Below are 15,360 nucleotides of genomic sequence, written 5' to 3' on the forward strand. Positions count from 1 at the left end.
ATCCAATCGATGCGGAATTTGAACCTTCCATCCCTGTTTCGCCAGGAAGGCCTGATTGGCGGCAACTGGATTGCCGCGCGATCCGGCAAGACCGTCGACGTTACCGATCCGGCCACCCAGGCCGTCATCGGGACCGTGCCGGATATGGGCGGCGACGAGACGCGCGCTGCGATCGAAGCCGCTGACAAGGCCTACGGCGCATGGAAGCGCAAGACCCATGTCGAACGGGCCGCCCTGCTTGAAAAGTGGTACGGCCTGATGATCGAGCATATCGAAGATCTGGCATTGATCCTGACGACCGAGCAGGGCAAGCCGCTCGACGAGGCGCGGGGCGAAATCCGCTACGGAGCCTCCTTCGTCAAGTGGTTTGCCGAGGAGGCGCGCCGCATCGACGGCCATACGATCCCCTCACCCACTGCCGATCGCCGTATCCTTGTTCTGAAGGAACCCATCGGCGTCTGCGGTATCATCACGCCGTGGAATTTTCCCAATGCGATGATCACCCGCAAGATTGCACCGGCATTGGCAGCGGGTTGCACGGTTGTCGTGAAGCCATCCGAATTCACGCCCTATTCGGCGCTGGCGCTTGGCGTACTGGCCGAGATGGCGGGCATTCCTGCAGGCATCGTCAATATCGTCACCGGCATGCCGAAGGAGATCGGCAGCGAGATCATGGCCAATACGACGGTGCGCAAGATCTCCTTTACCGGTTCCACCCCCGTCGGCTCTTTGCTGATGCGCGGCGCGGCCGACAGTCTGAAGCGGCTTTCGCTCGAACTTGGTGGCAATGCGCCGTTCATCGTCTTCGATGATGCTGATCTCGATCTCGCCATCGAAGGTGCCATCATCTCCAAGTTCCGCAATGGCGGCCAGACCTGCGTCTGCGCCAACCGGATATTGGTACAGGCCGGCGTCTACGATCGCTTTGCCGAGAAGCTTACCGCCAAGGTCAATGCCATGAAGGTCGGCCCTGGCACCGAAGCGGGCGTTTCAATCGGCCCGATGATCAACAATGCCGCGATCGCCAAGATCAACCGCCACGTCGATGACGCGCTTGCCAAGGGCGCGACGATCATCACCAAAAAGGCGGATCTCCCAGCCGGCGAACAATATACCGCTCCGATCGTGCTGAGTGGCGCGACGACGGAGATGCAACTCGCCAGCGAAGAGACATTCGGCCCTGTTGCTCCCCTCTTTCGTTTCGAGACCGAGGAAGAAGCAATCGCAATTGCCAATGGCACGCCTTATGGTCTGGCTGCCTATTTCTATACCGAAAGCCTGAAGCGTGCGTGGCGTGTCGGCGAGGCGCTGGAATTCGGCATGGTGGGCCTTAATACCGGCCTGATTTCCACGGAAGTGGCACCTTTCGGCGGCGTCAAGCAGTCGGGTCTCGGCCGCGAAGGATCAAAGCTCGGTATCGAGGAATATCTTGAAGTGAAGACCTTCCACATGGGTGGTCTTTCCTGATGAGACCGGATTGATCTGCAGTAGAAATGAAATTGGGGTCGCTTTTGCGGCCCCAATTTGTATCGCCCCTGGCGCGGCAGACGCAGTGCCTGCAGGTCCGCAGTTATTGAATCTTGTCGAGCATCGTATAGTAAAGCCCGACAAATGGCAGGAACCAGGGCTTGCCGAAATGGCCGGGCACGGCTGGCCAGGCCAGATCCTTGACCGGATTTCTATCCGGCCGACCTAGGATTGCATCCGCCATCGTCATGCCGAGATGGGTGGAGAGCTGCGCCCCATGGCCGGAATAGCCCATGGCGTACCAGAGACCGTCATGATACCCGGCGCGCGGGTAGCGATCCTTGGTGATGTCGACGAGACCGCCCCAGCAATAGTCGATTTCGACCTTGGCAAGCTGCGGGAAGATCCGTGCAAGGCTGGCCCGCAGGATGTCGCCGCTTTTGGCATCCGAACGCTGATCGGATGTCGCCGAAAATCGCGCCCTGCCCCCGAAGATCAGCCGGTTGTCCGGCGACAGTCGCCAGTAATTGCCGATATTCATGGTGTTCACGCAGGTGCGATTGCCGGGCATCGTCGCGGCCACCTCCGCCTCAGTCAAAGGCCGCGTGGCGATGATGAAGCTGCCGACGGCCATGATGCGACGGCGGAAGTAGCCGAAGTTCGGGGTCGTATAGGCACCGCTCGCGACCAGCACGTTATCCGCGGTGACGACGCCTTTGGCGGTCTTGAGCCGATGCTGGGCTCTCTCCTGTGAATGCTCCGTGACGGACGCTTTTTCGACGATGATCGCACCACGACGGGCCGCCGCCGCGGCAAGGCCGGCGGCGTAGCGGCCCATATGCATCATCGCGCTTTTCTTCGACAACATGGCGCCGTGGAAGACTGCGCCGATTTCAGACCCGAGATCGGATGGGGACAGCAGTGCCGTGTCCGGATCGACTTCCGCATGTAGTGCTTCGAAATTCTTCGCCAGTCCCTCGAAATGCTGCGGCTTCGAGGCAAGCTTGAGCTTGCCGGCGCGGCGGAAGTTGCAATCGATGCCCTCCTCGGCAATCAGTGCCTCGAGCGTATCGATGGAACTGTCGAGTGCCTTGTAGAGGGCGATTGCCCGTTCCTTGCCGATCTGCTGCTTGGCTGCAAGATAACTATGCGCCAGGCCGTTGTTCAAATGGCCACCATTGCGGCCGGAGGCCCCGAAGCCGACGGTTTCCGCGTCCAGGACGATGACTTTGGCGCCGGCCATGGCCAGCTGCCTTGCAGCGCCAAGGCCGGTAAAGCCGCCACCGATGACGGCAACGTCATAGTGGCCCTCGATCGGACCTTGGACCGCATCTTTGAACGGTGATGCGGTGTCATGCCAGTAAGAGACGTATTTCATCGGCTTCGGCCTTTCCTATAGCCCGACGACACCCGGCAAGCCGGAAATGTCTGCGATTTCGGTATAGCCATAATAAGGGTTGGCCGGTTCATGGCCGCGATTGACCCAAACCTTGTTCTTGATGCCGAGGTCGTGGGCGGACATCAGATCGTAGCGGAACGAGGAGGAGCAGTGCAGGATATCTTCCGGCCCGCAGCCAAGCATGTCGAACATGTATTCGAACGCCTGGAAGCGTGGCTTGTAGGCATTGGCCTGTTCGGCCGTATAGACGGCATGGAACGGGGCGCCGAGCTTTGCGACATTGGATGGAATCTGGTCGTTCATGGCATTGGAGAGAATGACCAGCGGGATCTCCTTGGCGACCTTCGCAAGGCCTGCCGGCACATCGGCATGCGGACCCCAGGTCGGCACGCGCTCGTAGACCATTCTGGCATCTTCGTCCTTGAACGACACACCGTTGGCCTTGCAGGCGCGTTCGAGCGAATTATGCACGACATCGGCATAGGGTTTCCAGTCGCCCATGATCTCGTCGATGCGATAGGCGGCAAAGTTCTTGATGAACTGCAGCATGCGCGGCTCGTCCAGACGATCGCCATAGAGGTCGCGCGCGGCTTCCGCCATCTGGAAGTTGATCAGTGTTCCGTGGCAATCGAAGGTGATGTATTTCGGGCGGAAGGTGGACATGCGCTTCATCCTTGAATAGGGGCTCGGCGAGCCTTTCGGGTGATGCATGATAATAGAACCGCTATCTGCGCCTCTGCCGACTGATTTACCGGTCTTCGAAGCACAAAGTTTCGTATCAGGCAGCCGGTTTGGCATTTGCTTGCAAGAGCCGCGATGGAATGCCCGCCAGAAGCCGCCGTGTTCGCCTCGATCATGCTCATTGGCGGCATAAGATGCGGCAAGCACATATCGCTTTGGCGAAAGATACCACTCCTGCCGTTGCCTTCGGATAATCGTCCGGCTTTTTCCCCCTGACACTTGAAGAGAACACAGGGAGCATCGTCCATGCAGGTTGGCGAGATCGAGATTACGACTTTCTGCCCGGAGCATCTGGCTGCGGCCGTCCGTCTCTCCCAGGAGGCTGGCTGGCCTCACCGGCTTGAAGACTGGCAGGTCGCGCTGGAGTTGAGCAAGGGCATGGTTGCCATCGATGAGCATGGCAATGTCGTCGGCACGGTTCTCGTCACGCTTTATGAGCGGGATTGTGCGACAATCAATATGGTGATCGTCGATGCAGCTATGCGCGGCCGTGGTCTTGGGCGACGGTTGATGGAGGCCGCTCTGGCCTTCGGCGGCGAGCGGCCGCTCCGACTGGTTGCAACGCGCGAGGGACTTCCGCTTTACGAAAAGCTCGGGTTCCGGGAGGCCGGAACTATTCTGCAGCATCAGGGAATTGTGGCTGCCGTGGCAAGCCCGCCGAACACGGAGGTGGCAAAGGCAGCCGATCTGCCGGCAATCATTGGGCTGGATCGGCAGGCCTTCGGCGCGGATCGGTCGGCTCTGATGGCAAAGTTCTTCGCGATAGGAGAATTTGCCATCATCCGCCGCGCGGGCGGGATCGCCGGTTTTTCCTGCATCAGGCCCTTCGGTCGTGGCGATGTGATCGGGCCCGTTGTTGCCAGCGGCTTCAGCGACGCCGGATCGCTTACGTCTCATTTTCTGAGCCGTAGAGCCGGACGTTTCGTCCGCGTCGATACTATTGATGGCATCGGGCTCGGGCCATGGCTTGCGGATCACGCGCTTGGTCATGTCGGCGGAGGTGTTTCGATGATGCGCCCGCCCGTGGCGAGATCTGATGCTCCGGTGGCCAGGACCTTTGCCCTCGCCAGTCAGGCTTTCGGCTGATCAGGGGGCATCATGCTTGGAGATCGTAAATCAAAAGCGCTCCGGACAGCCGAATTTCCCCGGTGGCATACGGTGATCATCCGCTACGTTTTGGCTGATTTTCGGACCGATCCCTTATACCGCCAGCCGCCGATTTTCAGAATTTTCTGCCGCACCACCCCGTCGATTCGGAGAAAACGGCGGGCCTGAACTGTCAAACTTGATCCAATAACGGCCCACAACCTCGGAAAACCCGGAAAGGGAGAGGGAAAAAATCGAGGCCTGGAACAGCATAATATTCGGCATTCGGCCGCATCGCGTACCGTCTGCTCAGAAACCGGGATGCTAACGTGACGAAACCTCTGAATACATTCAAATACCTGACCTTTGATGTTGTCGGAACATTGATCGATTTCGAAGGCGGGCTGACATCCTGCCTGAAAGAGATCGGTGCCGAGGCCGGCGTTGAGGTCGACGGCGAACAGGCGCTGGCACTCTATCGTGCAGCCCGCTATTCCGACGCAACCGATCTGTTTCCCGACGATCTGGTGCGCGTCTATATGGTCATCGCGCCAGAACTCGGCCTGCCGGTGGAGAAGGCCTTCGGCGAGCGGCTGCGGGATTCGGCCAAGAGCTGGAAGGGGTTTCCCGACAGCGCGAAAGCGCTAGCCGAGTTGAAGAAGCATTACCGACTGATCGCCATGACCAACGCGCGGCGCTGGGCGTTCGATTTCTTTTCCGCCGAGCTCGGTCATCCGTTCCACGCGGCCTTCACGGCAGACGATACCGGTACCGAAAAGCCCGATCCGGCCTTCTTCCACCAGGTATTTGACTTTGTCGGCGGCGAAGGTGCGAGCAAGGATGACATTCTTCATGTCGCCCAGAGCCAGTACCACGATATCGGTGTTTCGCGGCAGCTTGGCATGACCAATTGCTGGATCCAGCGGCGCCATGCGCAAAAGGGATATGGCGGCACTATCGAGCCGGCCGAATTCACCAAGCCCGACTATCATTTCACTTCGATGGCCGAACTGGCCGAAGCCGTGAGGATAGCCAACGAAAACTGACCATCCATGATCTTCATAACACCCGGCCAAGTCGGCTGAAGACCGGCTGTCCGCCAACGGCAAAAGGGGAATGACATGCATGACAAGATCACCAACTGGACCGCGTCGGATGACGCCATGGTCGAGAATGCCATTCGCCGCGGGGCAACCCGGCGTGAACTGCTGAGCATGATGCTTGCCGGCGGTGTCGCAATGTCCGCCGGCGGACTGATCCTCGGTCGCGCCTCCGATGCCGTTGCTGCAACTCCGAAAAAGGGTGGGAACCTGAAGGCCGCAGGCTGGTCGTCTTCGACGGCCGACACGCTCGACCCGGCCAAGGCGTCGCTTTCGACCGACTATGTTCGCTGCTGCGCGCTCTATAACCGTCTGACCTTCCTTGATGAAGGCGGCAATGTTCAGATGGAACTCGCCGAGAGCATGAAGAGTGGCGACGCCAAGGTCTGGACCGTCAAGCTGCGCTCGGGCGTTACTTTCCATGATGGCAAGACACTGTCTGCCAAGGACGTCGCCTTTTCGCTGAAGCGACATCTCGATCCAGCCGTGGGCTCGAAGGTCAATGCGATCGCCAAGCAGATCACCGACGTCAAGGATCTCGATGCCCTGACGATCGAGATCACCCTTGCCAATCCGAATGCCGACCTGCCGACCATCCTGTCGCAGCATCACTTCATGATCGTCCAGGACGGCACGACGGACTTTTCCAAGGGCATCGGTACCGGTGCCTTCAAGATGGAGACATTCCAGCCGGGCGTGAAGTCGATCTTCACGAAGAACCCGAACTACTTCAAGGCCGGCGGTGCGAATGTGGATTCGTTCGAATTCTTCGCCATCACCGACGACAATGCCCGTGTAAACGCATTGCTGTCGGGTGACATCCAGCTCGCTGCGTCGATCAAGCCGCGGTCGATGCGACTGGTCGAGAGCCAGCCGGGCTTCGTCCTGTCCAAGACGACATCCGGCAACTACACCGACCTCAACATCCGCCTCGACATGGCGCCCGGTGACAAGGCCGATTTCATCCAGGGCATGAAATACATCATCAATCGCGAGCAGATCCAGAAGTCTGTCATGCGCGGACTGGCAGAAATTGCCAACGACCAGCCGATTTCTCCGGCGAGCATCTACCACAATGCCGATCTGAAGCCGAAGGCCTACGATCCGGACAAGGCAAAGTTCCATTTCCAGAAATCCGGTCTGCTCGGCCAGAAGGTCCCGATGATCGCATCCGAAGCCGCCACCTCTTCGGTCGAGATGGCGACGATCGTGCAACAGTCCGCAGCCGAGATCGGCATGAACATCGACGTCCAGCGCGTCCCGTCCGATGGTTACTGGTCGAATTACTGGCTGAAGGCTCCCGTTCATTTCGGCAACATCAATCCGCGCCCGACCCCCGATATCCTGTTCTCGCTTCTCTATGCGTCCAACGCTCCGTGGAACGAGAGCCAGTACAAGTCCGAGAAGTTCGACAGCATGCTTGTCGAGGCCCGTGGCCTTCTCGACGAAGCCAAGCGCAAGGAAATTTACGGCCAGATGCAGGCCATGGTGGCCGATGAAGCCGGCACGATCATCCCGGTCTACATCTCCAACGTCGATGCCATTTCGGGCAAGCTGAAAGGCCTTCAGGCCAATCCGCTCGGCGGCATGATGGGTTACGCCTTCGCCGAATACGTCTGGCTCGACGCCTGATGCTCATGCATGATGACGGCAGGCTTCTGCTTGCCGCCATCATTGCCATGCTGTGCCGGCACCAGACCTGCCCGAAGCAGAATAGAGCCGGTATTTGACGTTTCTCGAACCAGGGAGCCGATATTGAGGACTTACGTACTCAATCTCATCGCGCACCGGCTTCTCATCGCAGGCCTGACGCTGCTGATCGTGTCCTTCGCGGTCTTTTTCGCAACCGCCATGCTGCCGGGGGATACGGCTACAATTCTGCTCGGCCAGGCTGCGACGCCTGAAGCCGTGGCCGGTCTTCGCGCCGCGATGCATCTGGATGAACCTGCGCTGTTTCGCTTTTTTCGTTGGCTCATCGGCTTGCTGCACGGTGATCTTGGCACATCCTATGTCAACAACATGGCGGTGGCCGATCTGATTGGCGGGCGTTTCGTCAATACGATGCGCCTTGCCGGCATCACTACCCTGGTTTCCGTGCCTGTCGCACTGGCGCTCGGCATTACCTCGGCGATGTTCCGTGGCTCGATTTATGATCGGATCGTGACTGTGCTGACGATCGGTGTCATCTCGGTTCCGGAATTCATGATTGCCACGTCGGCGGTTCTGATCTTCTCGGTCTATCTGAAATGGCTGCCGGCCCTGTCCTTCGCCAATGAGGTGACCTCGTTCTGGCAGGTGCTGAAGATCTATGCCATGCCGGTCATCACGCTGGCCTTCGTCGTGTCGGCACAAATGATCCGCATGACCCGTGCGGCGGTGATCGATACGATCAACACGCCTTATGTGGAGGCCGCCCTTCTGAAAGGGGCATCGCGGCCGCGCGCCGTACTTTATCACGCACTGCCGAACGCGGTCGGGCCGATCGCCAATGCGATTGCGCTGTCGCTGTCCTATCTCGTCGGCGGCGTCATCATTGTCGAGACGATCTTCAACTATCCCGGTGTCGCCAAGCTGATGGTGGACGGCGTGTCGACGCGCGACCTGCCGCTCATTCAATCCTGCGCCATCATCTTCTGCGTCGGCTATCTCGCACTGATCACGCTTGCCGATATCGTTGCAATTCTTGCCAATCCGAGGTTGCGCTGACATGACATCATCCACGCCCCTGTCGAGCAGGCTCAGCTATCGATTCAACTGGATCGGCATGATCGGCCTTGCGGTCATCGTCTTCTGGGCCATCATTGCCCTGGCCGCACCCCATATCATTCCCTATCCCGTGGGCGATATCGTCGACGACGATTACTTTAGTGGCATGAGCGCGAAATTGCCTCTCGGCTCGGACTATCTCGGCCGCGACATGCTTTCGCGGGTGATAATGGGCGCGCGTTACACAGTCGGCATCTCGCTTGCCGCCGTATGTATCGCCTGTTTCGTGGGTACTGCGCTCGGCATGGCGGCAGCCGTCATCGGCGGTTGGTTCGATACGGTTTTGAGCCGCTTTCTCGATGCGCTGAACTCCATCCCGAGCAAGCTTTCGGGGCTTGTGGTGGCGGCGGCCGTCGGCTCATCGATCAACATCCTGATCGTCATGCTGGCAGTCATCTATACGCCAGGGGCTTTTCGTTTTTCTCGCGCCCTTGCGGTCAACATCAACACGATGGACTACATCACGGTGGCGCGCACCCGCGGTGAAAACATCATTTACATCATCTTCTCTGAGATCCTGCCCAACATTATCGGTCCGTTGCTTGCCGATTTCGGCATTCGCTTCGTCTTCATAACGCTGCTGCTGTCAGGCCTGTCCTTCCTCGGACTTGGCGTGCAGCCACCCTATGCGGACTGGGGCGCGCTCGTGCATGAGAATATCAGTGGCCTGCCTTTCGGTGCGCCGGCCGTGATCGTGCCGTCGCTTGCGATCGCCAGCCTGACGATCAGCGTAAACCTGCTGATCGACAACCTGCCCAAGAAAATTCGCGACCGGAGTGCGTGAATGGAAAATCTAGTCGAAGTCCGCGGATTGAAGGTCGAGGCAACCACAGACGCAGGCCGCCGCGTCGAGATCATCAAGGATGTAGACCTCGATATCGCGCCGGGAGAAATCGTCGCCCTGATCGGCGAGAGCGGTTCGGGCAAGACGACGATCGCGCTGACACTGATGGGTTATACCCGTACGGGCTGCCGGATTTCGGGCGGCAGCATTCGCGTCGCCGGCGGTGATATGGTGATGTCGAGTGAGCGCCAGAGAGCGACGATCCGCGGCCGGGAGGTCTCCTATGTGCCGCAATCGGCTGCAGCGGCCTTCAACCCGACCAAGCGCATCATTGATCAGGTCGTCGAGGTGACACGTATTCACCGGTTGATGTCTCCGGCCGAGGCTCGGGAGAAGGCGGTGTCGCTGTTCAAGGCGCTTTCGCTGCCTAATCCGGAAGGGATCGGCGATCGTTATCCCCATCAGGTTTCGGGCGGTCAGTTGCAGCGTCTGGCGGCGGCCATGGCGCTGATCAGCGACCCGAAACTGGTGATTTTCGATGAACCGACGACGGCTCTGGATGTGACGACCCAGATCGAAGTGCTGCGCGCCTTCAAGTCCGTAATGAAGAAGAGCGGCATTGCGGGGGTCTACGTATCCCATGATCTCGCCGTGGTGGCGCAGATCGCCGATCGTATCCTCGTCCTACGGCACGGCGAGGTGCAGGAGGTCGGGTCGACCGACGCCATTCTTTCCAATGCCCAGCATCCCTATACGCGCGAACTGCTTTCCTCCTTCGAGCCGAAGCCACGTGGCGACAATCCTCCGTCCGTTTCCAAGGCCAGGCCATTGCTGGAAATCATGGCATTGACGGCAGGTTATGGCCCCATCCAGCCCAATGGACTTCCGCTGGTGCGGGCGGTGAAGGAAGCCAGTGTAACGGTCCAGACTGGCCGCAATCTCGGCATCATCGGGGAGTCCGGCTGCGGAAAATCCACCCTAGCCCGCTCCATTGCCGGAATTCTTCCTGCCGCTGCAGGACAGATGATTTTCGATGGCGGGGAATTGGCCCGCTCTTCGCGGCAGAGAAGCCGCGAGCAATTGCGCGAGTTGCAGATCGTCTTCCAGCATGCGGACACGTCGCTCAATCCTGCAAAAACGATCGAGGACATTCTCGGTCGGCCCCTCACCTTCTATCACGGCATGAGAGGCACGGCCCGCAATGCCCGTATCGACCAGCTGCTCGACATGGTGCATCTGCCGAAGGCGCTGCGCAGCCGGACCCCGGCCGAGCTTTCCGGCGGCCAGAAGCAACGCATCAATTTTGCCCGCGCACTTGCCGCAGAACCGAAGCTGATCCTTTGCGATGAGATCACCTCCGCTCTCGACACGGTCGTCGCCGCAGCCGTGATCGACCTGCTGAAGGAGCTGCAGCGGGAGCTTTCTCTCTCCTACATATTCATCAGCCACGACCTGTCGGTCGTGGAAGCGATCTGCGATGAGATCGTCGTGATGTATCGCGGAGAGAAGGTCGAGCAGATCACGCCCGGCCTATCGAAAGTGCCGCAGCACCCCTATTCCAAGCTGCTGTTTTCGTCGGTGCCGAAACTCGACCCCAAATGGCTGGATAGTCTTGAACGCGATCCGGAACTGGTGAAATCCTACGCGCAGGCTTGATCCACACACGTCCCTGGTCTGCGGTGCCGGTGGCACACTGCCTGTCGGAATGGCGCGGACGCTAGACGAGGAACAGGCTGGTCAATGGCATATGCGCCTTGACGATCGGTGACTTTAGCACGACGAAGCTGAAATACTTGTCGATACCGATATCCATGTCGGTCAGCCGTTCCATGATCGTCTGGTATTCGCCGATCCCGGCGGTGACGAATTTCAACAGGTAGTCATAGCCGCCGGAAACGAGGTGGCATTCGATTACCTGATCGACCTTTTCGGCGGCCGCGAGAAAGCGGGCGAAGTCTATCTGGCGATGGTTCTTGAGCGTCACCTCGGTGAAAACCGTCAGCGTCTGGCCAAGCTTGCCGATGTTGATCTGGGCCGAATATCCCTCGATATAGCCTTCCTGTTGCAGCTTCTTGACCCGCATCAGGCAAGGGCTGGGAGAGAGGTTCACCAACTCGGTCAGCTCGACATTGGTGATGCGCCCGTTCTTCTGGAGTTCGTAGAGAATCTTGATGTCGATACGGTCGAGCTTCATCTGCATTCTGTCCTCGGTCGTCATGCGCTGCAGCATATTATGCTGCAGACTCCAGGAAATCAGCTTAACACTATGAATGTGTTTGTCTATTCCATTGTGCACTAAAGTCAGCGGCAGAAAAATCCGCCGTCGATGGTATGACCGGCATTTAATGCCGCTTGGGCCACGTGTCCGGTAACCGGGCGGCGGCTCATCCCGTTATGCTTGTGGCGACAAGGAGGACTGCCCGATGCCTGCGCCGCTCACGCTCGTCACGACTTCAAACGATCTCCCGCCCTCCGCCGATGCCGTCGTCATCGGTGCCGGGATCGTCGGTGTTTTTGCCGCATATTATCTAGCGCTGCGCGGGCTGAAAGTTGTGCTTCTGGAAAAGGGCCTTGTGGGCGCCGAGCAATCAAGCCGCAATTGGGGCTGGTGCCGGCAGCAGAACCGCGATGCGCGCGAGCTGCCGATGGCGACCAAAAGCCTCGATCTATGGGAGCGCTTTGCGGCCGAGAGTGGAGAGAATACCGGCTTCCGTCGCTGCGGCCTCCTTTATCTGAGCAATAGCGAGGAAGAGATCGCCGGATGGGCCAGATGGAGAGATTTTGCCCGGACGGTAGGTGTGACCACCCACATGCTGGATGGTGCTGCGGCCGGTGAATACGGCCGGGCGACCGGGCGAAGCTGGAAAGGTGGCGTATTTTCGCCGACGGATGGGACGGCCGATCCGGCCAGCGCCGCGCCCGCGGTTGCGCGTGCCATCATGACGCTCGGAGGTCGCGTCCTGCAGAACTGCGCCGCCCGCGGGATCGAGATGGAAGGCGGGAAGCTATCGGCTGTCGTGACCGAACGCGGCACGATCGGGACCAAGGTGGCGATCCTGTCAGGGGGGGCCTGGGCTTCGTCCTTCTGCCGCCAGCTTGGCATCCGTTTCCCACAATCTTCCGTCCGCTCCTCCATTCTGTCGGTCGGTCCCGGCGAGGGAGAAATTCCCGATGCGCTCCACACGGCGAGGGTTTCGGTGACCCGCCGCGGCGACGGTGGCCATACATTGGCGATCAGTGGTCGTGGGCGTGTCGATCCGACAGCCCAGAACATGCGCTATGCCGCGCAGTTCCTGCCGATGTTCATGCGGCGCTGGCGCAGCCTCTCGCCCGGCGGTCTGGAGGGGATCCGCAGCGGCCATGAGAGCCTGAAGACATGGCGCCTCGACCGGCCGACACCGATGGAAGAAATGCGCATTCTCGATCCGGCGACCGATCGCGACACCATCAAGCTCACCCATGAGCGGGCCGTCGAACTGCTGCCTGCGCTGAAGGGGCGTTCCGTGAGTGCAGCATGGGCCGGCTACATCGATTCGACGCCTGACGGCGTGCCGGCGATCGGCGAAACATCCACCGTGCCGGGTCTGGTTCTGGCGGCAGGCTTCAGCGGCCACGGCTTCGGAATTGGTCCGGGCGCAGGCCACCTCGTTGCCGATATCATCACGGGCGCCGAGCCGATCGTCGATCCGCGTCCTTATGATCCTGAGCGCTTCCGCCGGTCGTCCTGGGGGAAGGTCGCAAACTTCTGACGCGTTTGGCAGCGTGGGCTCGCGTTGCCAAGCGTCTGACTTGGCAGATGATAGATGATGGCCGCTTCCGCGGCGGCGTGTTCCCACGAGTTCGGCGGTAGATCTGGCAGCCTGCCGTCAATTCGTGGTAGGAGCGCAATTCGTTCGTGAGGCTGGCTTTGGAGGAGGTTGGCATGCAGCTCCGTCACCAGATCATTGCGCTTGCCATCGTGCCGCTTATCGTCGCTATCCTGACGGTGACGGCCTTCATCACTTGGCAGTCGACCACGCTGGCACAAAGCAATATCGATACATTCGAGCGGAACATGCTGAAGGCGAAGGAGACGGAACTCCTCAACCTCACCAATCTCGCGCTTTCGGCGATCGACGAGGTCTACCAGCATGCTGGCGCGGATGATGAGGCTGCCAAGGAAAAGGTAAGGTCTATCCTCACCTCGCTCGATTACGGCAAGGATGGCTATTTCTTCGTCTACGACTATGCCGGCAACAACATTGTCCATCCGCGCCAGGCCTTTCGTCCGGGCCATAACTGGCTGAACCTCGTTGATCCCGATGGCGACCAGGTGATTGCCAATCTGATTGCCAAGGCGAAGGAAGGCGGCGGTCTGCATCAATACAAATGGGAAAAGCCGTCATCGGGTGAGATGGCCGACAAGCTGTCCTTTGCAGCGGGTCTCGACAAGTGGCACTGGATGGTAGGAACAGGCGTCTATCTCGACGACGTGTTTGCCCAGACGGAAGCGGCGAAGGCCGACATGCGAGACAATATTCGCCGCACCTTCACCACCGTCGCATCGATCGCAGTGCCGGCGGTGCTGGTCGTTTTCGCCACCTGCATTTTCATCACCTTGCGTGAGCGGCGGCTGGCAGACCGCAAGCTGGCTGCCCTCACCCAGCGGGTCATCGATGCGCAGGAAGAGGAACGCGCCCGGCTGGCGCGGGAACTGCACGACGGCATATCCCAGAGCCTGATCGGGGTACGGTATTCGATCGATCTTGCCGGCCGCAAGGCTAAGAACCATACGGATGACGTCTCGGCCGCCATCGAAAAGGGCGCGGACGCGCTGACTGCGGCGATCAAGGAGGTCCGCCGGCTTTCCCATGAACTGCGCCCCAGGCTTCTCGACGATCTGGGCCTGACACCGGCGATAAAATCGCTGGCCGAGAATTTTGCGGAAAGAACCGGGATCAGCGTATTTGTCGAAGCCGAGACGCCGGACACGCTGAAACCGGAGCCGAGTACGGCAATCTATCGGATCACCCAGGAGGCGCTGACCAATGTCGAGCGACATGCCGGCGCCAACCGGGTGGACATCCGGCTCTGGAGCGAGCGCGGGCGCATGCGCATGACGATCTCCGACAATGGTCGGGGATTTGACGGGTCGCAGGAGGGACCACCCCAAGCCGGACACACCAAGGCGCTCGGCGGTCTCGGCCTGAGGAACATGCAGGAGCGCATGGCGCATTTCGGCGGCGTGTTGTTGATCCGGTCATCGGAAGCGGGGACGACCTTGACTGCGATGCTGCCGAAATCCGCCAGCCGCAATCTGCGGGAAGTGCAGGAGGCTGCGTAGTGGCGGATCGGATCAAGGTCGTTCTCGTCGACAACCACCCGCTTGTGCTTGACGGCCTGAAGGCACTTCTGGAGACCTATCCCCATATCGTTGTCGTCGGCACGGCGGTCCATCCCGTGGCAGGCGTGGAAGAAGCGCGGCGCCATCGGCCGAACGTGGTCCTCATGGATATCAACATGCCGCAGATGAACGGCATCGAGGCGATTGCGCTGTTCAAGTCCGAACTGCCGGACACACAGATCCTGATGCTCTCCATGCATGACAATCGCGAGTATATTTCGGCCTCCGTCATGCGCGGGGCTGCCGGTTACATCCTGAAGGATGTGCCGACCGAGGAAATCGTTTCGGCCATCGAGCGTGTCGCAGCCGGGGGCAGCTACTTTTCGTCAGGCGTTTCCGAGGCGCTGATGTCGGGCAAGGCTATGCAGGTCACCGACAGCCTGACGGCACGGGAGCGCAATATCCTGGCCAATCTGGCGGCCGGGAAAAGCAACCGTGACATCGCGGAACTTCTGGCCATCTCGCCGGCGACGGTGGAGACGCATCGCAAGAACATCAAGAAGAAGTTGGGCATTGCAACCACCGCCGGTCTTACTCGCTACGTGCTGGAGAACGGTATATCCTTTCAAGGCGGGCGATGAGACTTACCCATTAATGGGTAGTTTCGTTCTTTTCTTCGGCCCCTCCTCTTGTT

The 15,360-nt window shown here is 59.7% G+C and carries 13 protein-coding genes; 10 read left to right on the plus strand and 3 right to left on the minus strand.

Going from position 1 to position 15,360, the window contains the following annotated elements; translation table 11 throughout:
- Positions 1-9 precede the first annotated feature (9 nt).
- The gene (locus NCHU2750_RS20890) at positions 10-1,467 is read left to right on the plus strand and encodes an NAD-dependent succinate-semialdehyde dehydrogenase (protein WP_119943668.1); all 1,458 of its coding nucleotides are present in this window, start codon (positions 10-12) and stop codon (positions 1,465-1,467) included.
- Positions 1,468-1,570: 103 nt separating this feature from the next.
- Here NCHU2750_RS20890 and NCHU2750_RS20895 read toward each other — a convergent pair whose 3' ends face one another.
- Positions 1,571-2,845 carry an NAD(P)/FAD-dependent oxidoreductase gene (locus NCHU2750_RS20895; protein ID WP_119943670.1) on the minus strand — a complete coding sequence of 425 codons (1,275 nt, stop codon included), beginning with the start codon at positions 2,843-2,845 and terminating at the stop codon, positions 1,571-1,573.
- A 15-nt stretch (positions 2,846-2,860) separates the two neighbouring features.
- Positions 2,861-3,529, minus strand: a complete 669-nt coding sequence (locus tag NCHU2750_RS20900; protein WP_119943672.1) for a haloacid dehalogenase type II — start codon at positions 3,527-3,529, stop codon at positions 2,861-2,863.
- Between the two features lie 324 nt (positions 3,530-3,853).
- Between NCHU2750_RS20900 and NCHU2750_RS20905 the strand changes: the two genes are divergently transcribed.
- The 6 genes from NCHU2750_RS20905 (at position 3,854) to NCHU2750_RS20930 (ending at position 10,999) form a co-directional block, all read left to right on the plus strand.
- Positions 3,854-4,693: a GNAT family N-acetyltransferase gene (locus NCHU2750_RS20905; RefSeq protein ID WP_119943674.1), complete on the plus strand. Its 840-nt coding sequence runs from the start codon at positions 3,854-3,856 to the stop codon at positions 4,691-4,693.
- A 329-nt stretch (positions 4,694-5,022) separates the two neighbouring features.
- Positions 5,023-5,739 carry an HAD-IA family hydrolase gene (locus NCHU2750_RS20910; protein ID WP_119943676.1) on the plus strand — a complete coding sequence of 239 codons (717 nt, stop codon included), beginning with the start codon at positions 5,023-5,025 and terminating at the stop codon, positions 5,737-5,739.
- A gap of 75 nt (positions 5,740-5,814) precedes the next feature.
- Positions 5,815-7,425, plus strand: a complete 1,611-nt coding sequence (locus NCHU2750_RS20915) for an ABC transporter substrate-binding protein (protein WP_119943678.1) — start codon at positions 5,815-5,817, stop codon at positions 7,423-7,425.
- Between the two features lie 123 nt (positions 7,426-7,548).
- Entirely contained in the window at positions 7,549-8,499 is a 951-nt protein-coding gene (locus tag NCHU2750_RS20920; RefSeq protein WP_119943680.1) for an ABC transporter permease, read from the plus strand.
- A gap of 1 nt (position 8,500) precedes the next feature.
- Positions 8,501-9,343, plus strand: a complete 843-nt coding sequence (locus NCHU2750_RS20925; RefSeq protein WP_119943682.1) for an ABC transporter permease — start codon at positions 8,501-8,503, stop codon at positions 9,341-9,343.
- Entirely contained in the window at positions 9,344-10,999 is a 1,656-nt protein-coding gene (locus NCHU2750_RS20930; protein WP_119943684.1) for an ABC transporter ATP-binding protein, read from the plus strand.
- A gap of 61 nt (positions 11,000-11,060) precedes the next feature.
- On the opposite strand, the gene NCHU2750_RS20935 is transcribed toward NCHU2750_RS20930, so the two are convergent.
- Entirely contained in the window at positions 11,061-11,537 is a 477-nt protein-coding gene (locus NCHU2750_RS20935; protein ID WP_119944295.1) for an Lrp/AsnC family transcriptional regulator, read from the minus strand.
- Positions 11,538-11,766: 229 nt separating this feature from the next.
- On the opposite strand from NCHU2750_RS20935, the gene NCHU2750_RS20940 reads away from it, so the two are divergent.
- From NCHU2750_RS20940 to mctR, 3 genes are all read left to right on the plus strand, one after another.
- On the plus strand, positions 11,767-13,092 hold the full coding sequence (locus tag NCHU2750_RS20940; RefSeq protein WP_119943686.1) for an NAD(P)/FAD-dependent oxidoreductase: 1,326 nt from the start codon (positions 11,767-11,769) through the stop codon (positions 13,090-13,092).
- Positions 13,093-13,265: 173 nt separating this feature from the next.
- Positions 13,266-14,666: a two-component system sensor histidine kinase MctS gene (mctS, locus tag NCHU2750_RS20945; protein WP_119943688.1), complete on the plus strand. Its 1,401-nt coding sequence runs from the start codon at positions 13,266-13,268 to the stop codon at positions 14,664-14,666.
- On the plus strand, positions 14,666-15,307 hold the full coding sequence (mctR, locus tag NCHU2750_RS20950) for a two-component system response regulator MctR (RefSeq protein WP_119943690.1): 642 nt from the start codon (positions 14,666-14,668) through the stop codon (positions 15,305-15,307). The genes mctS and mctR overlap by 1 nt, the downstream gene beginning before the upstream one ends.
- The last annotated feature ends 53 nt before the right edge of the window (positions 15,308-15,360 follow it).

The organism is Neorhizobium sp. NCHU2750 (assembly GCF_003597675.1).
GTDB lineage: Bacteria > Pseudomonadota > Alphaproteobacteria > Rhizobiales > Rhizobiaceae > Neorhizobium.